Origin of the sequence: Actinoplanes sp. HUAS TT8, from assembly GCF_051380535.1 — a bacterium.
GTDB lineage: Bacteria > Actinomycetota > Actinomycetes > Mycobacteriales > Micromonosporaceae > Actinoplanes.
In genome coordinates, this window is record NZ_CP195646.1 from 10,350,693 (window position 1) to 10,372,487 (window position 21,795).

Genomic DNA, 21,795 nt, shown 5'->3' on the forward strand with positions numbered 1-21,795 from the left:
TGTGGAGGCGGCCGAGATCGAGGATCTCGACGAGACTGACAATTCGGCTTATGTCGAGGCCCTGGCCGAGCCGGACGACGTGCTGGAGCCGGTCGAGCCCGAGGATGCGATCAAGGCCGAGGCCCCGGTCGAACCGGACGCCGTGCCGATGGAGGCCGAGGACTCGACCGAGCCGGATGACGAGCCGGTGGAGGCCGAGCCTTCGGTGGAGGCCGAGCCGGAGGTGGCCGTCGAGCCGGCGTTCGAGGTCGAGTCGGTGGTGGAGGTCGAGCCGGCGGTCACGGTGGCTCAGACGGCCACCGAGGTGCGGCTGCTGTCACGGCCGCTGGGCTCGGCGCCGCTGCTGGACTCCGAGCCGCTGCCGGCCACCCGCCCGGGGATGCTGCGTCCCCGGCCGCCGGCCGATCCGCCGGCCGCCGGGGAGTACACGCCGCACACGCCGCGGTTCGGGAAGTTCCCGCCCGGCGCGGCCTGACCGGTTACTTGTTCAGAGCGGTCAGGAAGCTCTTCACGATCGGGACGGCCGCCTCGGCGCCGGCCCCGCCCTTCTGCACCATCACGGCGAACGCGATGTCGCCCTGGTAACCGACGAACCACGAGTGCGTCTGGTCCGAGCCGTCGGCGAACTCGGCGGTGCCGGTCTTGCCGTACACCGGCTTGCCCGGAACGCTCTTGAGGGCCGTGCCGGTGCCCCCGGTGACCACCTCGCGCATCATCGCCCGCAGCGCGTCCAGCGCCTTCGCGTCCAGGGGCGCGCTCGTGCCGGCCGCCGCCGGGGCCGGATCGAGCACCAGTTTCGGCGGCTGGAACCCGCCCTTGGCCACGGCCGCGGTGGCCGCCGCCATCGCGATCGGGCTGACCGCGGTGCTGCCCTGGCCGAACGTCGCCGCGGCCAGTTCGGTCGAGGTCGCGCCGTCGGAGACCTTGCCGGTGAACGCGTCGACGCCGATGTTCCAGTTTCCGCCGATGCCGAGCGCGCTCGACGCGTTCTTCAGCCCGTCGGCGCCCAGTTTCGGGGCCAGCCCGACGAACGCGGTGTTGCAGCTCTTGGCGAAGTCGACGTGGAACGGAACCTTCCCGAGTTCCTCGCCGGCCGAATTCTTGAACGTACGGCCGTCCACGGTCACCGTCTTCGGGCAGTTCACCGCCGTGTCCCCGGTGACCGCGCCGGACTGCAGCAGCCCGTAGGCGGAGACCATCTTGTACGTCGACCCGGGCGGAACCTGCCCGGTCAGCGCCGTGTCCACCCCGTTCGCGTCGGGCCCGTTGGCCACGGCCAGCACCGAGCCGTCGCTGACCCGCAGCGCCACCATCGAGCTGGGCAGCTTCTGCGCGCCGATCGCCTGGTCGGCCGCGTTCTGCGTGGCGGTGTCGATGCTGACCTTGATGTCCTTGCCGTCGACCGGCTTGGAGGTGAAGACCGGCTCGTCGGTGGTGGTCTCGTCGGCGGCCTCGGCCGACACCACGACGGACAGGCCGGGGGCGCCGCGCAGTTCCTTGTCGTACTTCTCCTGCAGGCCGCCGTGGCCGACCTGATCACTCGCGGTCAGCTCGCTGGGGCGTTTGTCCAGGTCGTCCTTGGTGGCCGGCTCGACGGCGCCGAGCAGGGCGCGGGCGAACACCCGGGTGGGGGCGAGCTGGCGGGTCTCCTCGCGGAACACGGTGCCGGGCAATGGCCGTACGTCATCGCGGATTTTGTCGTAATCGGCACGGCGGAGCGAGACGAGATCCAGGAACGCGCCCTCGTCGGCCTTGGCGACCCGGTCCTTGAGGTCGGTGAGGTCGACGTCGACCTTGATCTTCTTGAACGCGGCCGTGAGCGACTTGGTGAGCGAGGTCAGGTCCTTGATCTTCACCGGGCTGACGCCGACGACGACCACCTGCTGGGGGCCGACCAGGGCTTTTCCGCTCGCGTCGAGGACCGTGCCGCGTTGCGCGGGGATCCGCTTGAGCCGGAACTTCTCGCCCTTCTCCAGGTCGGGCTGCAGCACGGCCGGTTCCCAGATGACCTGCCAGCCGTCGCCGCTGCGCTTGGTCATCCGGACGGAGGACTTGTAATCCCAGGTCACGTTGCCGGGCAGGGTCCACTTCAGGTCGATCGGGGTGGTCGCGATGTCGCCGGACTCCTTGGGGTCGCCGGCCACCGAGACGGCGAGCGGCTGGTCCTTGAGGTCGCCGTAGAAGCCCTTGATCTCGGTGAGCACGTCGGCCGAGGCGATTTTGCCGCCGTCGGCCGTGATGAAGCCCACTTTGCTCAGGTCGCCGTTCTTCCAGCCGTTGATGAAGTCGACCACGGTGTCCTGTGGCTCGTCCCCGGAGCATCCGGCGAGACCGCTCGTGACCAGCACGAGCAGGGTCGTCAATCCGATTGAGGCGCGGCGCATGAGGTTTCCCCCTGTGGGTACGTCTAGCTGGGTTGATCGAACGGTAGCCGCCGGATGCCCCCACGCGCCGCCCCGCACCGTGCGAAACCTCGCATATCAGCCCACCTGTCGGGCTGGCACACCCTGGGTGTGAAGCAGCCGCGCCCGGTGGTTCTAGGCTGTGCCCGACACGTTCGAACCCACAGTGTCGTGGGTGAGGGGAGCGCCGGACATGCCTGTCGCAGACGAGGCAGCGACCGATTCTGATCAGATCGGGCCCGAGTCATCGGGGCTCGGTCCTGGGCTGGCCCTCACGGGCCGGCTCGGTGCGTCCAGTGATGACGGAGAGCTCGACGAGCCGCTCCCGGACGCCGAGCGCCTGGTCGCTCAGGCGGTCGAGCGGGCCGGCGAGGATCACGGCACCGCGTTGCTGGTGGACCGCTTCTGGCGCTTCGCGCCCGACGAGGAGCTGGTCGGCTACACGCCGGAGGAGATGTTCTCGGCCGCGGTCGAGCATCGTGAGCTGGCCCGCAACCGGCTTCCCGGCGAGCTGAAGCTGGACCTCACCGAGCCCCGCGGCTCGCAGGCGCACACCGTGCTGCAGATCGTCACCGACGACATGCCGTTCCTGGTCGACTCGGTGATAGCGCTTCTCACCGCCCACAACCTGCAGGTCTACCTGATGGTGCACCCGCTGATCGTGGTCCGCCGGGAGCCGCTGGGCGCGCTCAGCGAGCTGGAGGCCGAGGTCGAGCCGGACGACGCCATCGAGGGCGACCTGGTCGAGAGCTGGATCCGGATCGAGATCGACCCGGTCCGCCGGGCCGACGCCCGTGAGCAGCTGCTCAACGAGGTCCGCCGGGTGCTCACCGACGTGCGCGAAGCCGTCGAGGACTGGCCGCGGATGCGTCAGCGGGCCATGGTCATCTCCGACGAGCTGGCCGCCGCCCGCGGGTCCGAGCGCCGGCTGCCGGTCCCGGAGAAGGACGTCACCGACTCGATCGAGCTGCTCAAGTGGCTGGCCAACGATCACTTCACGTTCCTGGGCTACCGGGAGTACCGGCTGGACGACGACGGGGTCCTCCACACGGTGCACGGGACCGGGCTGGGCATCCTGCGCGGCGACAGCCGGCCGCGGCGGCTCGACAGCATGGCCCCGGAGGCGTACCAGCGGGCCATGGAACGGCGCCTGCTGGTGATCACCAAGGCGAACTCGCGGGCCACCGTGCACCGCTCGGCCTACCTCGACTACATCAGCGTCAAGGTCTTCGACGACAACGGGAACGTGGCCGGCGAGAAGCGCTTCCTCGGCCTGTTCTCCAGCTCGGCCTACCGGACCAGCGTGCGCGAACTGCCCGTGGTCAAGCGCAAGGTCACCGAGGTGATGGACCGCTCCGGCCTGTCGCCGCGCGGGCACTCCGGCAAGGACCTGCTGCAGATCCTGGAGACCTACCCCCGGGACGAGCTCTTCCAGATCAAGACCGATGATCTGTACGAGGCGGTCATCGGCGTGCTCCGGATGGCCGGCCGTCGTCAGCTGCGCCTGTTCCTGCGCCGGGACGGGTACGGCCGCTTCATCTCGTGCCTGATCTACCTGCCCCGCGACCGGTTCACCACCGGCAACCGGCTGCGCATGCAGGAGATCCTGCTGCGCGAGCTGAACGGCGTCGGCGTCGACTACACCACCCGGGTGACCGAGCGGATGCTCGCGCGGGTGCACTTCATCGTGCGCACCGACCCGGCCGCGCCGCCCGGGCAGCTCGACCCCAACGTGCTGGCCGAGCTGCTGGCCGACGCCACCCGGATGTGGGACGACGACTTCAGCCTCGTGCTGGAACGCAAGCTCGGTGACGAACCGGCGAAGGACCTGTTCGCGCGGTACGCGCACGCCTACCCGGAGAGCTACAAGAACGGGCATACGCCGTACGAGGGAATGCAGGATCTCGCCAAACTGGAACTGCTCGAAGAGCCGGGACAGTTGGAGATGCACCTCTACCGGCGCCGCAAGCTCGGGGCCGGTGGGGCGCCCGAGCCGGACGACCACGACATCCGGTTCAAGGTCTACCGGTTCGGCGAGCCGATGATGCTCTCGGCCGTGCTGCCGGTCCTGCACTCGCTCGGCGTGCAGGTCAGCGACGAGCGGCCGTACGAGATCCGCCGCGACGACGGCCTGGTCTACCTGTACGACTTCGGGCTGACCCCGCCCAAGGTGCACCGCGACCTGTCCGAGGTGCGACCACAGGTGGAGAACGCGTTCGCGTCCACCTGGCGCGGCGAGGCCGAGGTGGACGGGTTCAACGAGCTGGTGCTGCGGGCCGGGCTGACCTGGCGGCAGGTCGTCGTGCTGCGGGCCTACGCGAAGTACCTGCGCCAGGCCGGCAACGTCTTCTCCCAGCGGTACGTCGAGTCGACCTTCATCGCGTACCCGGAGATCGCCCGGCTGCTGCTGGAACTCTTCGAGGTCCGGTTCTCCCCGGCGCTGCAGATCGGCGAGACGGAACGCGGACGGCGCTCGGGCGAGGTCGCCGGGCGGATCACCGAACTGCTCGACCAGGTGGACAGCCTGGACCAGGACCGGATCCTGCGCTCCTACCTGACCCTGATCGAGGCGACGCTGCGGACCAGCTTCTACCAGCGCGGGGCGGACGGGCGGCCCAAGTCGTACGTGGCCTTCAAGCTGAACCCGGAGGCCATCCCCGACCTGCCGCAACCCCGCCCGAAGTACGAGATCTTCGTCTACTCGCCGCGCTTCGAGGGCGTGCACCTGCGCTTCGGTGCCGTCGCCCGCGGTGGCCTGCGCTGGTCGGACCGGCGCGAGGACTTCCGGACCGAGGTGCTCGGCCTGGTCAAAGCCCAGATGGTGAAGAACTCGGTGATCGTGCCGGTCGGCGCCAAGGGCGGCTTCGTCCTCAAGCAGAAACCGGGCGACCGGGACGAGGCGGTCGAGTGCTACAAGCGCTTCGTCACCGCGCTGATGGACGTCACCGACAACATCCTCAGCGGCAAGATCGTGCCGCCGCGGGACGTGGTCCGGCACGACGGCGACGACCCGTACCTGGTGGTCGCCGCCGACAAGGGCACGGCCACGTTCAGCGACATCGCCAACGAGATCTCGGTCGGCAAGGAGTTCTGGCTCGGCGACGCGTTCGCCAGCGGCGGCTCGGTCGGCTACGACCACAAGAAGATGGGGATCACCGCCCGGGGCGCCTGGGAATCGGTCAAGAAACACTTCCGGGACTTGGGCACGGACACCCAGACCGAGGACTTCACCGTGGTCGGCGTCGGCGACATGTCCGGCGACGTCTTCGGCAACGGCATGCTGCTGTCCGAGCACATCCGATTGGTCGCCGCATTCGACCACCGGCACATCTTCCTCGACCCGAACCCGGACGCGGCGTCGTCCTTCGCCGAGCGCCGGCGCCTGTTCGACCTGCCGCGGTCGTCCTGGGCCGACTACTCGACCGACCTGATCTCCGCGGGTGGTGGCATCTACCCCCGCTCGGCCAAGTCGATCCCGGTCACCCCCGAGGTGCGCGCCGCCCTGGAACTGCCCGAAACGGTCTCCGCGGTGAGCCCCGGCGAACTGATGCGCGCCATCCTCAAAGCGCCTGTTGATCTCCTTTTCAACGGCGGCATCGGTACGTACGTGAAAGCGGGCTCCGAGTCGCACGCCGACGTCGGCGACAAGGGCAACGACGCGATCCGGGTCAACGGCTCCGAACTGCGCGTCAAAGTCGTCGGCGAGGGCGGCAACCTCGGACTCACCCAAAAAGGCCGGATCGAGTTCGCCCGAGCCGGCGGCCGGGTGTTCACCGACTTCATCGACAACTCCGCTGGCGTGGACTGCTCCGACCACGAGGTCAACATCAAGATCCTGCTCGGCGGGGCGGTCGTCGACGGCGAACTGACCATGCCCGAACGCGACGAACTGCTGGCCGCCATGACCGACGAGGTCGGTGCGCTCGTCCTGCGGGACAACTACGAGCAGGCGACCGCGCTCGGCAACGCCCGCGCCCAGGCGCACTCGCTGCTGCCGGTGCACCGGCGGATGCTCATCGCACTCGAACAGCGCGGCGAACTCAACCGCGAACTCGAAGCGCTGCCGACCGACAAGGAGCTGGCCCTCCGCTACGAGAACGGCGAAGGACTCAGCGCACCGGAGTTCGCGGTGCTGCTCGCGTACGTCAAGATCAGCCTGGAACGCGAGGTGCTCGCCGACGAACTGGTCGACGAGGCGTGGACGAACACGGTGCTGCACCGGTACTTCCCGACACCGCTGCGCGAGCGCTACGCCGTCCGGATGGCCGGTCACCGGCTGCGCCGCGAGATCATCTCGACCGCGCTGGTCAACGAGGTGGTCAACCGGGGCGGTACGTCGTTCGTCTTCCGCGCCATGGAGGAGAGCGGCGCCTCCGCCGCCGATGTCATCCGCGCGTACGTCGTCATCCGCGACGTCTACGGCCTGCGCGACATCTGGGCGGCCGCCGAAGCGCTGGACAACAAGGTGCCCACGCCCGCGCAGACCCTGGCCTTCCTGGAGACCCGGCGCCTGCTCGACCGGGCCGTCCGCTGGCTCGTCAGCACCCGGCGCTCGCCCATCGACGTGGCCGGCGAGATCGCCAAACTGCGCCCCGGCGTCGCCACACTGCTCCCGCGCCTGCCCGAAGTGATCGTCGGCGCCGAACGCCGGGCCTTCGAAGAACGCGTCGCCACCCTGGCCGGCAAGGGCGTCCCCGACGACCTGGCCGACAAGGTGGCCCGGGTGTTCTACGGCTTCGGCCTGCTGGACATCCTGGAGACGGCCACCGCCATCGACCGGGACGTCACCGAAGTGGCCCAGGTCTACTTCGTCCTCTCCGAACGCTTCGGCGTCGACGCCCTCCTGTCCCACATCTCCCGCCTCCCGCGCGGCGACCGCTGGCAGACCCTCGCCCGGATGGCCCTCCGCTACGACCTGTACGCGGCCCTGGCCGCCCTCACCGCCGAGGTATTGCAATCCACCCCGGCGACGGCGGCCCCCGAGGACCGCGTCTCCCAGTGGGAACAGGTCAACGCGGCATCCATCGCCCGAGCCTCCAACGCGATGGGCGACGTGGACGAGTCGCCGGCGGACCTGGCGGCACTGTCGGTGCTGCTCCGGCAGATCCGCACGCTGGTCAAGACCTCGTCGGCCGGCTGAGGGCGGTCCACTCCCGGCCGCGGGCCCAGTAGGCCCGCGGCCGTCGGCCGGCGCCGCCACCTGGGGTCGCCGGCCCGGCGCCACCATCCGGGCCGCCGGGCGTTATCTCGCGGGTGGAATCGGACGGGGTTCGGTGGTCGGCCGGGGTGAGGACCCGGCCGACCGTCCGGGATCGTTCCCTCCCGGAGTGTTGCCCGGTACACCGCTACCGGGCCTGCCGGTTGCCGCCGGCAGATGCTGTCATCCCCTCCATCAGTCGATAAGTGGCTCCTTTCTCGAGACTTCCGGAACAAAGGCCGCGCGATGAATCGGGGGACGATCGGCTCGCGCGGCCGGGCACGGGGCCGGCCAGGGCGGGAGTGTCGAGGTGTAGCCGGCGGCGTTGATGAGCAGGGCGAACAGCGCGTGGCGGCGGAACAGTTGGGGGCGGTCGGCGAGGGCGTCCGCTATCCGGTCCGGCGTGGTGAACCGCTGGGCGCAGGCGGAAGTGATCCAGGTCAGGGCCTCCTTCGCGTCGGCGGCGGCCGAGGCCAGGTCCAGGACGGTGTGTTCCACCCGGGTCCGGGGCGGACTTCGGCGAGGGTGCCGACGGGACGCGGCGTGGCGGGAACGGTGGACCACCAGGCCGGGATGGGGACGCACCCGGCGTCGCTCCGGGATCAGGACGTGGACCGGGCCGGGTAGGGGCTCGGCCAGGCCGGCCTCCTCGGCCGCGGAACGGTGGCTGAGCATGGCGCCGGAACCGGCATAGAGGATCGCGGCCCAGCGCATCGCCGCTGGTGGTGGGCGGCCGGTGAACGTCGCGTAGATCCGGGGCATCAAGCGCTGCCAGTCGGCGGTCCGGACCAGGCGCTGCAGCTGGTCGGCGGAGAGCCCGTTCTGAAGAGCCTGCCGGCGGGTCACGACCCCGTGCTGGCGTCGGCTGATCTCGTCGAGTTGTGCCATGGCCGGGACTTTGCCGGTTTGCGGCGGCGCGTGCTTCGGGGCCTGTGGACAGACGCACAGTGTGGATAACTCGAACAGCGAGAACCCCAGGTGGCGGGGTTTTCGGCCGTACACGTCGTGGGACGTAAGCGCGGGAAGGCGCGCCTTGAGACCGGATCAGGCTCGCGGGAGACAAGGGTGCTGCCGGAACCGGGCCAGGCGGAACCATGAGAAGTAAAGGAACGGAGCCGGGCCGCAAGAAGCGAGAGTCGACGCGGTGGGGAGCGCGGCCGGGAAACGCAAGAAGAACGTGTAGCCGGGCGCGGTTGCGGTGAGGTTCTGCAAGAACCGGGCAGGCCGGGTGATGCTGGTGAGCCGGGCCTTGACGGGGGACTGCTCCCGTAGTCTCGCCGGGCCCGGCTCACCTGATGCGTCGCGGGCGCATTTTCCCGATGGCATCCCGCGACGACTCCCCAGATCCACCTGCGAGCATGACGCTACGTGATGTTCATGGTGGGGAGGAAGTGCTGAGCGTGGGCTCTGGCCGTTCGTATGAGCTGATTTATCCGTCAGTTGTCCGCTTTTTCGGATATCCGCTACTCGGTGTGACGAAGCGCGGGCGTAACGTTCAGTAATCGATCGGCTCGACGGAGGCCGGGCGGGGCAGGCCCAGGGCCTCGGCCGCCACCTGAGCGCTGGCCAGGCTGGCGCCGTGCGTGACCAGGAAGCCTTTGGCGCCGTCGGGGCGCCAGGGCGACGGCCAGCCCATCTCGACGACCGTGGTGGGCCAGGCGGCGGACAGCTTCTCGGCGAGGTCGCGGGTCACGGACGACTGATGAACCCGGCGGCCGACCAGGACGATCGGACGGCCGGCGGCGAGTTCGATCAGTTCGTCGGCGGTGATTTCCGTGGCGATGACGTCGATTTGCTCGACGCTGCCGAGGAACGGGCGTAGTCCCCACGGGATTTTGCCCTCGGCGATCGAGTGCCCGCTCATGAATTGGACCACCAGCGGGTCGGCCGCCGTCGCCGGCTCGCCCTCGACGAGCAGCGCCCGCCTCGCCGCGAGAAGCCCCAGCTCGACACCATCGACGGGAGCGGCGGCCAGGGGTGCGGCGCCGGGTGAAGTGGCGGCCGGGGGAGCGGCGGCAAGCGAGACGGCCGGGCGGGGAGCTGTGGACCGAGGATCGGGAGACGGGCTGGTGGCGCGCGCATGCGCCACCCACGACGCCAGCTCCGAGTTGCGGTCGGCGGCCTGCTCAAGCCGTACGAGAGCAAGCCGGCCGTCACCGGCCGCGGCCGCGACCTCGTCGGCGACCGCGAGCACCAGGTCTTGATCCACCAGCGCGCCGATGCAGAGCAGGTCGGCGCCGGCGGCGAGGGCGGCGACCGCGGCCTGCGGGATTCCGCCGGCGGCACCGGCCGCGCCGCGCATCTCCAGGGCGTCGGTGACGATGACGCCCCGGAAGCCGAATTCGGTGCGCAGCAGCCCTTCGAGTGCGGCCCGGCTGAAGGTGGCCGGCCCGTCGCCGGTCAGTGCGGGCACGCGGATGTGGGCGCTCATCACCGCGCGGGTTCCGGCCGCGACGGCGGCCGCAAACGGGGGCAGGTCGCGTTCCCGGAGCACGTCGATCGGTTCGTCGACGGTCGGAAGCTCCAGGTGGGAGTCGGTCACGGTAGCGCCGTGGCCGGGGAAGTGTTTGGCGCAGGCGGCGACGCCGGCCGATTGGAGGCCGGTGACCGCGGCCGCGCTGTGCCGGGCCACGAGTGCCGGGTCGGCGCCGAACGAGCGGGTTCCGATGATCGGGTTCTCGGCGGCCGTGTTGACGTCGACGGTGGGCGCGAGGTCCAGGTTGACGCCGGCCGCGGCCAGGTCGCGGCCCATCGCGGCGTACACCAGGCGGGTGAGTTCGACGTCGTCGACCGCTCCCAGGGCGGAATTTCCGGGATACGGGCTGCCGGTGCGATGGCCCAGCCGGGTGACGTCGCCGCCCTCCTCGTCGATGGCGATGAGCGCGTCGGAGCGCACCGACCGTAGCCGTGCGGTGAGCCGCGACAGCTGGTCGACCGAGTCGACATTCGTACCGAAGAGGGTGAATCCGGCCAGTCCGTCGGCGAGCAGGTCGAGCGCCCAGTCCGGCGCGGACGGCCCGGGGAAGGCGGCGAGCAGGGTGCGCAGGGCGAGGCGGCGGAGCCCGGGGTCGACGGTCATGGTGTCCTTCCGGTGACGTTGCTCTGGCCAGCGGAGGCGGCGAGCTGCCATGATCGCTCGGAGTCGATAGCCACCGTACGGACGGGCAACATTGCCGACCGTTACGCTGCGGCTGCATGCCGAGCGCCGCCACTGTAACAGGAAACAATCTTTATTATTAGGGGTACGACCATGGCCGCCACTCGCCTTCCGGGCACACCCCGGTTGCTGCGCGCACTCAACGACCGCGCGGCACTGGATCTGCTGCTCTCCCGAGGTCCGCTGACCCGGGCCCAGCTCGGCGAGCTGACCGGTCTCAGCAAGGTCACCGCCTCCCAGCTCGTCGAGCGGCTGGAGGAGCGCGGGCTGGTCCGGCGCGTCGGCGAGCAGGCCGGCGGCCGCGGGCCGAACGCCCAGCTCTACGCGGTCACCCCGGGCAGCGCGCACGTCATCGGCATCGACATCGGGCCCGACTCGGTGGTCGCCGCCTGCGCCGACATCACCGGTGCGGTGATCGGCCGCTCGGAGCTGAGCACCAAGGACACCGACGACCCGGTCGGCGTCGTGCACCAGGCCGTGGTCCACGCCGCGAGCGACGCCGGCACCGACATCACCTCGGTCCGGCGGGTCGTGCTCGGCACCCCCGGCCTGGTCGACCCGCAGTCGGGCGAGATCTCCTTCGCCTGGGACCTGCCCCGCTGGCACCGGGGACTCCTGGCCGACCTGCGGCGGGACCTGAGCACCCCGGTCGTGTTCGGCAACGACGTGAACCTGGCCGCGGTCGCCGAGTCGATCAGCGGTGCGGCCACCGGTGTGTCCGACTTCGCGCTGGTCTGGATCGGTCGCGGCGTCGGCCTGGCCAGCGTCATCGCCGGTCGGCTGCACCAGGGAGCGACCGGGGCCGCCGGCGAGATCGGATACCTGCCGGTCGGTGGCGCCGAGGTGCCGCACAACGCGTCCAAGCGGGGCGTGAAGGGCGCGTTCCAGACCCTGGCGGCGGCCGAGGCGGTCAAGGCGATCGGCAAGCAGCACGGGTTCAAGGGCGCCGAGGCGGCCGATGTGGTGCGGGCCGCGGTGGACGCCGGTACGGCCGGTGAGCCGGTGCTGGACGAGCTGGCCCGGCGCCTCGCGCTCGGTGTGGCCGCGACCTGCCTGGTGCTCGACCCGCCGCTGGTCGTGCTGGCCGGCGAGGTGGGCCGGGCCGGTGGCGAGGCGCTGGCCGACCGGGTGGAACGGGAGGTCGCCGCGATAACGCTGGTCTCGCCGAAGGTCGTGGTGACCGGGGTGGAGGCCGAGCCGGTGCTGCACGGGGCGCTGCACACCGCCCTGGACGCGGTCCGCGACGAGGTCTTCGGCTCGACCACCGACTGAGCGCGCGACCGGCCGGGCGACCGCGCGCAGAGAGACAACCGGCCGAGCGTGCGGCCGGCCGGGTGACCGCGCGTGGGGAGACAACCGGCCGAGGGGTGTAACTCCCGGCACGCCGCCGAATTGCCAGGCCGACCACATGGTTGGATGGACGGCGTGCCGGAAGCTGCCGTAACCGTTCCGCCCGACGAGGACACCGTCATCGCGTTCGACCGCGTCAGCGTGGTCCGCAGCGGGAATCACCTGATCAACAGCCTGTCCTGGCAGGTCGAGCTGGACGAGCGATGGGTGGTGCTGGGCCCCAACGGCGCCGGCAAGACCACCCTGCTCAACATCGCGTCCGGCCGGCTGCACCCGACCCGCGGTCAGGCGTGGGTGCTGGGTGATCGGCTGGGCCGGGTCGACGTCAACGAGTTGCGTACCCGGGTCGGGATCACCACCGGCCGGTTGGCCGACCGGATCCCGCCGGACGAGAAGGTGCTCGACGTCGTGGTCACCGCCGCCTGGTCGGTGGTCGGCCGCTGGCGGGAGGAGTATGACCCGCAGGACGTCGCCCGGGCCCGGGAGCTGCTCGCCCAGCTGGGCATGAGCGCGTTCGCCGACCGCGAGTTCGGCACCCTGTCCGAGGGTGAGCGCAAGCGCACCCAGATCGCCCGCGCGCTGATGACCGACCCCGAGCTGATGCTGCTCGACGAGCCGACCGCGGGCCTCGACCTGGGCGGCCGGGAAACCCTGATCGGGCACCTGACCGAGCTTGCGCTGGACCCCGACGCGCCGGCCATGGTCCTGGTCACCCACCACGTGGAGGAGATCCCGCCCGGCTTCACCCACGCGCTGCTGCTGCGCGAGGGCAGCGTGGTCGCGGCCGGCCTGCTCGGCGAGGTGATGACCGCGGAGAACCTGACCAAGACGTTCGGGCTGCCGCTGGTCGTGGACCGGTTCGGCGATCGGTACACCGCCCGGGCGGCCTGACGTGTCCGCCCCCAAGCGCGTGGCGGTCGTCGGCAGCGCCAACATGGACCTGGTCGGCCTGGCCGAGAACCTGCCCCGGCCGGGGGAGACCGTGCTCGGGGACGACTTCGTGATGACCCCGGGCGGCAAGGGGGCGAATCAGGCGATCGCCGCCGCCCGTGCCGGTGGGGCGACGACGTTCCTGGGGGCGATCGGGTCGGACTCGTTCGGGGTCACGCTCGGCTCGCGGCTGGCCGCGACCGGGGTCGACACGACGCACCTGCGGACCAGTTACGGGTCGTCCGGCGTCGCGGTGATCATGGTGGACCGGGCCGGGGAGAACTCGATCCTGGTCAGCCCGGGCGCCAACCGGACGTTCCTCGACCTGACCGATGACGAGCGGGCCTGCGTGGCCGAGGCCGACGTGCTGCTCTGTCAGCAGGAGATCCCGCTGGCCACGGTGGCCGCGGCGCTGGCCGCCGGCCGGGCCGCCGGTACCCGGACGATCCTGAACGCGGCCCCGGCCCGGGAGCTGCCGCCCGGCCTGCTCGATCAGGTGGATCTGCTGGTGGTGAACGAGACCGAGGCGCGGGCGATCACCGGCGGGTCGGCTTCGGACATGGGCGCGCTGCTGGCCCTGGTGCCCCGGGTGGTGCTGACGTTGAGCGGCAACGGGTCGCGCTACGCCGATCGCGACGGGCAGGATGTGCACGTTCCGGCATTTCCCGTCGAAGTCGCCGATACCACCGCCGCGGGGGATGCGTTCTGCGGCGCGCTGGCCGTGGCCTGGGCCGAAGGTCGCGACCTGATCGAGGCGGTGCGCTGGGCCAACGCGGCCGGCGCGGCCTCGGTCCGCAAGGTCGGCGCCAGCAACGGCCTGCCGGAGCGCTCCGAGATCGAGGCGATCTACGCGGGCTGATCCTCAGGACTGCCGGGCCGTGCTCAGGAAGCGTGTGACCTCGGCCCGCAGGACCTCGGCCAGCTGCGACAACCCGGTCGTCCCGGACGCACCACCGCCGTCGACCGCGACCGCGATCCCGTCGATCAGGTTGTTGATCTCGCGGAAGCTGCGGCTCACGGCCTCCAGCACGCCGACCGCGTCGGCCGCCGCCTGCTGGACCGTGTTGACCTGCCCCATGATCTCCTCGCTGGACGCGCTCGTCTCGTTGGCGAGTTCCTTGACCTCGTTGGCGACCACGGCGAAGCCGCGACCGGCCTCACCGGCCCGGGCCGCCTCGATCGTCGCGTTCAGTGCCAGCAACCGGGTCTGCGAGGCCACCTGGTTGATCAGGTCGACCGCGTGCCGGATCTCCTCGGACGCGCTGCGCAGCGAGGTGACCGTGCCCAGGCCGCGCTCGGCGTCGCTGACCGCGCCGCGGGCGAAGCGGGCCAGGTCGTTGGCCGACGCGCCCATCTCGGTGGCCGCGGTCGCCACCTGCTCGGAGACGGTGAGCACGGCCGACTCCAGCTCGTCGGCGAGCCCGAGCCGGGCCCGGGTGGCGGCGGCGATCTGATCGGCGTTGCGGCGCATCGCGGTCACCGACGCGTTGATCTGCTCGGCCGCCAGCTTGAACGTGCCCTGCAGCCCGGTGGTCAGAAATCGCCGGTAGAAGCGTCCGTCGGCGGCCGCGGCGGAGGCGGCGCCGGCCTCCCGGGCGAACGCGTCGAGCCGGTCCAGCAGGGCGTTCACGGCGCTGCGGGTGGCCACCGCGGTCTCCGACTCGCCGATCGGGCCGAGCCGGGCCTCGAAGTCGCCGGCCGTCATGCGCCGGCACGTGTCGGCGATGGCCGACAGGGCCGACTCGTCGTGGGCCTCCGGTTTCCGGGCCGGGCGGTCGTCGACCCTCCTCATCGGCCGGGGCCGTTCGTGAGCGACCAGACCAGCTCGTCGTAGTCCATGCCGCGCTCGTCCAGGGTGTCCTGCAGCGCCTGGAACCCGGCGGCGACCGCGTCCGGGGTGTGGTTCTCGCGGGCCTCGGCGGCGCGGAGCTTCGCGTAGAGGTCGGCGACCGCGGCGACCGCGGCGGGCGCGGGCCGGCGGCGGTTCGAGTGGTAGCCGACGATCCGGCCGCCGGCGTCGTAGGAGGGCGTGACGTGGGCCAGGACCCAGTAGTGGGCGCCGTCGGCGGCGAGGTTCAGGACGTACGCGAAGATCTCTTTCTGCTCTTCGAGGGTGTCCCAGAGCAGTTTGAAGACGGCGCGCGGCATGTCCGGATGGCGGATGACGTTGTGCGGCTGCCCGACCGCCTCGTGCTCCGGGATCGCCGAGACCCGCAGGAACACGTCGTTGGCATAGGTGATCACGCCACGCGGATCGGTCTTGGTGACGATCATCTCGTGATCGCCGAAGGTGCGCTCGATCCCGGTGGGTCGCGTCCGCGTCGTTCTCATGATGTCTTGATCGTGCCGGTTTCGGTCCGTCATTTATGACGAATCAGCGAGAAATCCGCATCCCCCAGGCGATCAGCGGGGCCTGCAACGGCAATCGTCCATAGGCGATCGCGCGCTTCGCCGGGGACGCGTGCCGCCAATCCCAGGCCATCTTGACGTTGGCCGGGAAAACCGCTGCGAACAGGGCGGCGGCGGCCAAGCCGCCGACCTTCCGGGTCCGGGGATGCGCGATCGCCGCGGCCACTGCCAATTCACAAAATCCGCTTATGTACGTCCATTGCCGCGCTGTCCCCGGCAACGCGCGCGGCACGATCGAGTCGAACGGCTTCGGCGCCACGAAATGCAGCACGCCCGATGTGGCAAGCAGGGCCGACAGCCCCATGGATTCCGCCCGCCGATGTCGAGAGGCTCGAAAACGGCTAGCGAAGCGAGGGCGTTTTCGGGCCTCTCGACATCGGCTCCACCGGGGCGGGATCCCGCCGAGCGGAGCGAGGCCATCAGGCTCAGCGTCCTTTTTCATCTATGAACCGCCGGCTCCATCGCTCGTTGCAGTGCCCGGTAGATGCGGCCGAAGCGCTGCGCGTTCGTCGTGCGCAGTAGTAGAACATTCCCGCCGCGAACCCGGCCCCAGATCTCGATGGTGCGGCTGCCGGCGTCGTACGAGCGGTCGACCCGCTCCAGCACCAGATCGGCCACCGGCACCACGGCCAGGCCGACCAGCACCCCGCCGATCACCAGCGCGAGCGTGTGGGCGGTGTCCATGTGCACGAGCAGCGCGATGCCGATGGCCAGCGCACCGGCCAGCACCGGAATCAGGATGGCCAGGCCGAGCACGCCGCGCTTGGCGATCACCGACCACGAGCGGCCGCCCTTGGTGTGCCAGACCTCGATCAGGTCGGACAGGCGGAAGTCGCGGCCGTTCATACGAATGCCGGACGAGGTGATCAGCACGTCCGGATCCCGGTAGTACGTGGTCATCTCTCCTCCCCAGGGCCCCCAATCTATCCGGTACCCGTCGTAGGCTGGCGCCCAAACGGCTACCAACGGAGGTCGGCGTGAGTGAGTTCGTACGGCTGGAGATCGCGGACGGGATCGGCACGATCCGGCTCGAACGGCCGCCCATGAACGCGCTCAACACGCAGGTCCAGGAGGAACTGCGGGCCGCCGCCACGGCCGCGGCCGATGACCCTCTCGTCCGGGCCGTCGTGGTGTGGGGCGGGGAGGCGGTGTTCGCCGCCGGCGCCGACATCAACGAATTCACGACTGTCAGCTATCAGCACATGGTGGGCCGGGCGGCGGCGCTCTCCGGGGCGTTCGACGCGGTCGCCCGCATCCCCAAGCCGGTCGTCGCCGCGATCACCCGGTTCGCCCTCGGCGGCGGCTGCGAGCTGGCCCTGGCCTGCGACTTCCGGGTCGTCGCGGAGGACGCGCGACTCGGCCAGCCGGAGATCAAGCTCGGCCTCATCCCGGGCGCCGGCGGCACCCAGCGGCTGGCCCGCCTGGTCGGCCCGGCCCGGGCCAAGGAGCTGATCTTCTCCGGCCGGATGGTCGAGGCCGACGAGGCGCTGCGGATCGGCCTGGCCGACCGGGTCGTCCCGGCCGACCGGGTGTACGACACCGCCGTCGAGATGGTCCGGCCCTATGTGACCGGTCCGGCCCTCGCGCTGCGCGCCGCCAAACAGGCGGTCGACGCCGGCCTCGGCATGGACCTCGCGTCCGGCCTGGCGCTGGAGTCGCACCTGTTCGCCGGGCTGTTCGCCACCGACGATCGGGTGGAGGGGACCACCGCTTTCGTCGAGAAGCGCAAGCCGAAGTTCACCGGACAGTAGTCACGCCCTCTACCGGTCACAGGCACCGCCTAGACTGCGCACATGTCCATCGACCAGGGTGGTCCGAAGTACGCCCTCGGCATCGACTTCGGCACCTCGAACACCGTCGCCGTCGCGCGGTGGCCGGACGGACGGGCGCGGCCGATCCTGGTCGACGGCTCCCCGTTGCTGCCGTCCGCCGTCTACGCCGACGCCGAGGGCAACCTGCTCGTCGGCCGCGACGCGGTGCACAGCGCCCGGCTCGAACCGGCCCGCTTCGAGCCGAACCCGAAACGCCGCGTCGACGACGGTCTGGTCCTGCTCGGCGAGCGGGAGTTCGACGTCGTCGACCTGATCACCGGGGTGCTCGCGCGAGTCGTCGAGGAGTGGCATCGCGCCGTCGGGCCGTACCGGCCGGAGACCACGCTCACCTGCCCGGCCACCTGGGGCGCGGCCCGGCGGACCCTGCTCGCCGAGGCGGCCGCCCGGGCCGGGCTGTCCGGCGCGCGGCTGGTCGCCGAGCCGGTCGCCGCCGCCACCTACTTCGCCGAGGTGCTCGGGCGGGACGTGCCGATCGGGTCGGTGCTGATGGTGCACGACTTCGGGGCCGGCACGTTCGACGCCAGCCTGGTGTCGCGTACGTCCACCGGCTTCGAGGTGCTGGCCGTCGACGGCCGCGACGACCTCGGCGGGCTGGACGTGGACGCGGCCCTGGTCGAGCACCTGCGGACCGACGCGTGGCAGCGACTGCTGGAGCCGTCCACGGTCGAGGAACGCCGGGCCCGGCGCCAGCTCTGGGACGACGTGCGGATCGCCAAGGAACGGCTCTCCCGCGCCCAGTCGGCCGACTTCGTGGTGCCGCTGCTCGACGTCGAGGTGCACCTGACCCGGGACGAGCTGGAACAGGTGGCCCGCCCGGTGCTGGAGCAGACCGTCCGCATCACGCAGAACCTGCTGAAGTTCGCCGACCTGCCGGACGGCCGGCTGGCCGGGGTGTTCCTGGTCGGCGGGGCCAGCCGGATCCCGCTGATGGCGACGCTGCTGCACCGGGAGCTGGGTGAGCCGCCGGTCGTCATCGAACAGCCGGAACTCGTCGTGGCCGAAGGAAGCGTGCTGGCCGAGGCGGCGCTGCTGACCTCCGAGCCGGCGGCGCCCGGGCCGACTGCGCAGTTGCAGCTGCCGTCGCAGATCCGGCTGCTCGCGCAGAATCGGCCGCAGTCGCCGGCCCCGGTCGCGCCGTCTTCGGAGGTCTCGTCTCCGGGCGGCTCGTCTTCGGCCGGGCAGTCTTCGGACAGGCAGTCTTCGGACAGGCAGTCTTCGGACGGGCCGTCTTCGGGGGGCGTCGAGGTTCAGGCGGCGACCCAGCCGGTGGCGGCACAGTCGATTCCGGAGGCGGCCGGGGCGACCGAGGTCGCGGCTCTACCGGCGGCGACCGGCCAGTCCGGTTTGCCCGGCCGGCCCGGGTCGTCAGGCTCGTTCGGGTCGCCCGATTCCTCAGGCTCGTCCAGCTCCTCAGGCTCGTCTGCGGAATCTTTCTCGGAGCCGACCGAGGAGGGGCCGGTGCCCTCGCGCGCCGGCGGCCTGCCGTCGCGGAAACCCGGTGCGGCGGTGGCCTCCGCGGAGACCGTGGTCGCCCCGGCCGAAGCGGGCCCGCGCAAGGCGGCCGGTGCGGCCGTCGCCGAGAAGAGTGCCGCGAAGTCGGTGGACAACCGGGAGACCGAGATCCGGCCCGAGCTGGTCGTGCCGCCGCACATGCGGCCGCCGGTCGACCCGTGGCCGGACGCCGACCCGCCGCACTGGCGTCCGGACCCGGACGCGACCATGCCGACCAGCCCGCCCCCGCACGAGGGCCGCACGCCAGTTCCTCGGCAGGGCCCGCACGAGGGACGCACACCGGCGCGGCCGAGTCCGCACGAGGGGCGCACGCCGCCGCGGCAGAATGCCGCACCGAAGAAGGCTCCGAAGCCGACCCAGCCGGTGATGGCGCACGCCCGGACGGTCTCGCCGCCCACCCCGGTGTCGGGCCGGGTCGTCTCGCCGTCCACGCCGGTCTCGGGCCGGGCCGTGGTGGCGCCGCCGGCCGCGCGGGTCGCGGAGCAGAAGAAGCGGAAGCAGAAGGCGCCGAAACCGGTCCGGCAGCAGCGCCCGCCGAAGCGCCGGCGGAACCCGTTCCTACGGTTCTTGCAGGTGCTGCTCAGCATTCTGACGATGATCTGCGTGCCGCTGGCCGCGCTGATCCTGGCCTACGGTTACGGCAACGGCATCTCCTGGACGCAGGACGCGATAAACGTCTTCAACGACATCGCGAGCCTGCTGCACCTGAAGACGAAGTGAGGGCCGCCTAGCCGCGGTCCTCGTCCCGGGCCTGCGGCTTGTCGTCGTGGGCCGGGGGCTCGTCGTCCTTGTGCAGCTCGCGCTCCCACTGGGCCAGCAACTCGCGGTCGCGGCGGGACTGCTCGGTGTCCATCGAACGCAGGAAGTCCGGGTCGTCGTCGGGGGAGGACGGGCGAGCGGACGGGCGGCGGCCCGGATCGACCGGACGGCCCCACAGGAAATACGCGATCGGGCCGGCCAGCGGGATCACCACGACGACCAGGACCCAGAGCACCCGCGGCATTGCCCGCACGCGCTCCGCCGACAGGCACCCGATGAGTGCCAGGATCAGCAGCACGAGCGCGACCGCGGCCAAGAAGATGAACAACCGGACCATGGGGCAATGATGCCCCGCCCACGGCCGCCCGGCGACGATCAGAGCATGACAACCAGCCCGCCGATGACGGCGAAGGCCGCGGTGATCAACGCGTAGGCGCGGATCGACCGGCCCGCGGGCCGTGGCGGGCGGACCCGGAGGCCGGGCGAGCGGTGCAGGGCGAGCCCGATCAGCGCGGCCCAGCCGGCCATCGCGGCGGCCGCGATCAGCCACTCGGCCGGGCCGGCGCCGGGGTGGAAGGCGGGCCGGGCGGCCAGCAGGGCGACCGCGGCGGCCGACATGCCGGTGCGGCGCCAGGCCAGCCGGGTGCGTTCCGGGGAGGCCCCCGGATCCCTGGTCACGCGATGATCCGGTAGACCACCGTGACGACCAGGACCAGGGCGCCGGCCGCGACCGCGATGGCCAGGACGGCCGGGAACCGGGAGCGGGGAAGATCACGTCCGAGCCGCATGGCCCGCTCGGCCCGGGCCCAGTGATCAACGGCACGTAGCGCGACGACACCGCCGAGCACCAGCAACGAGATCGCGATGATCTCGCGCAGCCGGGCGATCGGCAGCGGCGGCAGGAACTGGGCACAGGCCAGCCCGCCGGCGATCAGGGCCAGGCCGGTCCGGATCCAGGCCAGGAACGTCCGTTCGTTGGCCAGGGAGAACCGGTAGTCCGGAGTGGTGCCCTCGACATGGGCACTCTCCGGGTCGAACCACTGACTCAGGCCACCGAACACCCGCCGATTATTGACCTGTGGGGTCAAGAATCGGGGTGCCACAGATTGCGTACTTCGTCACTCACGCACGCTTCCCGTGGACGGCCGCAGCGGCACCAGGGAGAGTCGGGACCGGATCGGCCGTGGGACTGCGGCTCCGCGCTCTTCACCTTTGGGAGAAGATGAGAGCCGGGCAGGTTCACAGCGTCCAATAGTGATGCGTTTTGGCCGGACATGTCATGAGACCTCCTCGTTGGCATGGTAGTGAGGTGTGTCACTCCGGGTGGCCGGCAACAGCAAAGCTACTGGCGGGTAACCTTCACGACACGGTTCTCAGCAAGGCACGGCGCGGCCAGGCGAAGCCGGCCGACGGAACGGCTCGACCGCAACGGTGCGTTCAATACAGGAGGGTCAATAGCGCGATGAATATCGTCGTACTGGTGAAGCAGGTGCCCGACTCCGGTGCCGAGCGCACCCTGAGCGCGAGCGACAACACCGTCGAGCGCGGCTCGGCGAGCAACGTCATCAACGAGATGGACGAATACGCCATCGAGGAGGCGTTGAAGATCAAGGAGGCGCACGGCGGCGAGGTGACCGTGCTGACGGTCGGCCCGTCCGGCGCGACCGACTCGATCCGCAAGGCGCTCTCCATGGGGCCCGACAAGGCCGTCCACGTGTCGGACGACGCCCTGCACGGCTCCTGCGCGGTGTCCACCTCCAAGGTGCTGGCCGCCGCCCTCGGGCAGCTGAACGCCGACCTGATCCTGTGTGGCGCGGAGTCGACCGACGGTCGCGTCCAGGTCGTCCCGCACATGCTCGCCGAGCGTCTCGGCGTGGCCGCGCTGACCGGCGCCCGCAAGCTCACGGTGGACGGCTCGCAGCTGACCATCGAGCGGCAGACCGACGAGGGGTACGAGGTGGTCACCGCCGCCACGCCCGCCATCGTCAGCGTCTGGGACACCATCAACGAGCCGCGGTACCCGTCCTTCAAGGGGATCATGGCCGCGAAGAAGAAGCCGCTGCAGAGCCTGTCCCTGGGTGACCTGGGCGTGGCGGCCGACGAGGTCGGCGCGGCCGGCGCGACCAGCCAGGTGCTGGAGTGGACCAAGCGTCCGGCCCGCAACGGTGGGGCCAAGGTCGTCGACGAGGGCAACGGCGGCGAGCAGCTCGTCGCGTACCTCGCCACCGAGAAGTTCGTCTGAGAAGG

17 protein-coding genes are annotated in these 21,795 nt (G+C 71.1%); 7 read left to right on the top strand and 10 right to left on the bottom strand.

Features of this window, described 5'->3' with window-relative positions; translation table 11 throughout:
• Positions 1-479: 479 nt before the first annotated feature.
• Positions 480-2,384: a penicillin-binding transpeptidase domain-containing protein gene (locus tag ACSHV8_RS46325; protein ID WP_436526868.1), complete on the bottom strand. Its 1,905-nt coding sequence runs from the start codon at positions 2,382-2,384 to the stop codon at positions 480-482.
• Positions 2,385-2,595: 211 nt separating this feature from the next.
• On the opposite strand from ACSHV8_RS46325, the gene ACSHV8_RS46330 reads away from it, so the two are divergent.
• Positions 2,596-7,542: an NAD-glutamate dehydrogenase gene (locus tag ACSHV8_RS46330; protein ID WP_436526869.1), complete on the top strand. Its 4,947-nt coding sequence runs from the start codon at positions 2,596-2,598 to the stop codon at positions 7,540-7,542.
• 252 nt (positions 7,543-7,794) lie between these two features.
• Here ACSHV8_RS46330 and ACSHV8_RS46335 read toward each other — a convergent pair whose 3' ends face one another.
• Positions 7,795-8,487, bottom strand: coding sequence for a hypothetical protein (locus tag ACSHV8_RS46335; RefSeq protein ID WP_436526870.1), 693 nt, complete (start codon positions 8,485-8,487; stop codon positions 7,795-7,797).
• 607 nt (positions 8,488-9,094) lie between these two features.
• Entirely contained in the window at positions 9,095-10,678 is a 1,584-nt protein-coding gene (locus tag ACSHV8_RS46340) for a glycoside hydrolase family 3 N-terminal domain-containing protein (RefSeq protein WP_436526871.1), read from the bottom strand.
• A 171-nt stretch (positions 10,679-10,849) separates the two neighbouring features.
• On the opposite strand from ACSHV8_RS46340, the gene ACSHV8_RS46345 reads away from it, so the two are divergent.
• The 3 genes from ACSHV8_RS46345 (at position 10,850) to ACSHV8_RS46355 (ending at position 13,895) form a co-directional block, all read left to right on the top strand.
• On the top strand, positions 10,850-12,028 hold the full coding sequence (locus ACSHV8_RS46345) for an ROK family transcriptional regulator (RefSeq protein WP_436526872.1): 1,179 nt from the start codon (positions 10,850-10,852) through the stop codon (positions 12,026-12,028).
• Positions 12,029-12,172: 144 nt separating this feature from the next.
• Positions 12,173-12,997 (top strand): ABC transporter ATP-binding protein, encoded by an 825-nt coding sequence (locus ACSHV8_RS46350; protein WP_436526873.1) that lies wholly within the window; start codon positions 12,173-12,175, stop codon positions 12,995-12,997.
• A 1-nt stretch (position 12,998) separates the two neighbouring features.
• Positions 12,999-13,895, top strand: coding sequence for a ribokinase (locus ACSHV8_RS46355; protein ID WP_436526874.1), 897 nt, complete (start codon positions 12,999-13,001; stop codon positions 13,893-13,895).
• A gap of 3 nt (positions 13,896-13,898) precedes the next feature.
• On the opposite strand, the gene ACSHV8_RS46360 is transcribed toward ACSHV8_RS46355, so the two are convergent.
• The 4 genes from ACSHV8_RS46360 to ACSHV8_RS46375 form a co-directional block, all read right to left on the bottom strand.
• Positions 13,899-14,828 (bottom strand): methyl-accepting chemotaxis protein, encoded by a 930-nt coding sequence (locus tag ACSHV8_RS46360; protein WP_436526875.1) that lies wholly within the window; start codon positions 14,826-14,828, stop codon positions 13,899-13,901.
• The gene (locus tag ACSHV8_RS46365) at positions 14,825-15,367 is read right to left on the bottom strand and encodes a PAS domain-containing protein (protein ID WP_436526876.1); all 543 of its coding nucleotides are present in this window, start codon (positions 15,365-15,367) and stop codon (positions 14,825-14,827) included. The genes ACSHV8_RS46360 and ACSHV8_RS46365 overlap by 4 nt, the downstream gene beginning before the upstream one ends.
• Before the next feature lie 43 nt (positions 15,368-15,410).
• Positions 15,411-15,749 carry a DoxX family protein gene (locus ACSHV8_RS46370; protein ID WP_436526877.1) on the bottom strand — a complete coding sequence of 113 codons (339 nt, stop codon included), beginning with the start codon at positions 15,747-15,749 and terminating at the stop codon, positions 15,411-15,413.
• A gap of 134 nt (positions 15,750-15,883) precedes the next feature.
• Positions 15,884-16,345: a DUF6232 family protein gene (locus ACSHV8_RS46375; protein WP_436526878.1), complete on the bottom strand. Its 462-nt coding sequence runs from the start codon at positions 16,343-16,345 to the stop codon at positions 15,884-15,886.
• A 77-nt stretch (positions 16,346-16,422) separates the two neighbouring features.
• Between ACSHV8_RS46375 and ACSHV8_RS46380 the strand changes: the two genes are divergently transcribed.
• A complete protein-coding gene (locus tag ACSHV8_RS46380; RefSeq protein WP_436526879.1) occupies positions 16,423-17,196 on the top strand; it encodes an enoyl-CoA hydratase/isomerase family protein in 774 nt (257 codons plus the stop codon).
• 42 nt (positions 17,197-17,238) lie between these two features.
• Positions 17,239-19,509, top strand: coding sequence for an Hsp70 family protein (locus tag ACSHV8_RS46385; protein ID WP_436526880.1), 2,271 nt, complete (start codon positions 17,239-17,241; stop codon positions 19,507-19,509).
• A 7-nt stretch (positions 19,510-19,516) separates the two neighbouring features.
• Here the strand turns inward: ACSHV8_RS46385 and ACSHV8_RS46390 are convergent, their stop codons facing one another.
• The 3 genes from ACSHV8_RS46390 to ACSHV8_RS46400 are packed head-to-tail and all read right to left on the bottom strand — an operon-like array spanning position 19,517 to position 20,609.
• Positions 19,517-19,885 (bottom strand): PLDc N-terminal domain-containing protein, encoded by a 369-nt coding sequence (locus tag ACSHV8_RS46390; protein WP_436526881.1) that lies wholly within the window; start codon positions 19,883-19,885, stop codon positions 19,517-19,519.
• A gap of 38 nt (positions 19,886-19,923) precedes the next feature.
• On the bottom strand, positions 19,924-20,226 hold the full coding sequence (locus ACSHV8_RS46395) for a DUF202 domain-containing protein (protein ID WP_436526882.1): 303 nt from the start codon (positions 20,224-20,226) through the stop codon (positions 19,924-19,926).
• Positions 20,223-20,609 (bottom strand): YidH family protein, encoded by a 387-nt coding sequence (locus tag ACSHV8_RS46400; protein WP_436526883.1) that lies wholly within the window; start codon positions 20,607-20,609, stop codon positions 20,223-20,225. Before ACSHV8_RS46400 ends, ACSHV8_RS46395 begins: the two co-directional genes overlap by 4 nt.
• A gap of 401 nt (positions 20,610-21,010) precedes the next feature.
• Here ACSHV8_RS46400 and ACSHV8_RS46405 point away from each other — a divergent pair, with 401 nt between their 5' ends.
• The gene (locus tag ACSHV8_RS46405; protein WP_436526884.1) at positions 21,011-21,790 is read left to right on the top strand and encodes an electron transfer flavoprotein subunit beta/FixA family protein; all 780 of its coding nucleotides are present in this window, start codon (positions 21,011-21,013) and stop codon (positions 21,788-21,790) included.
• Positions 21,791-21,795 lie beyond the last annotated feature (5 nt).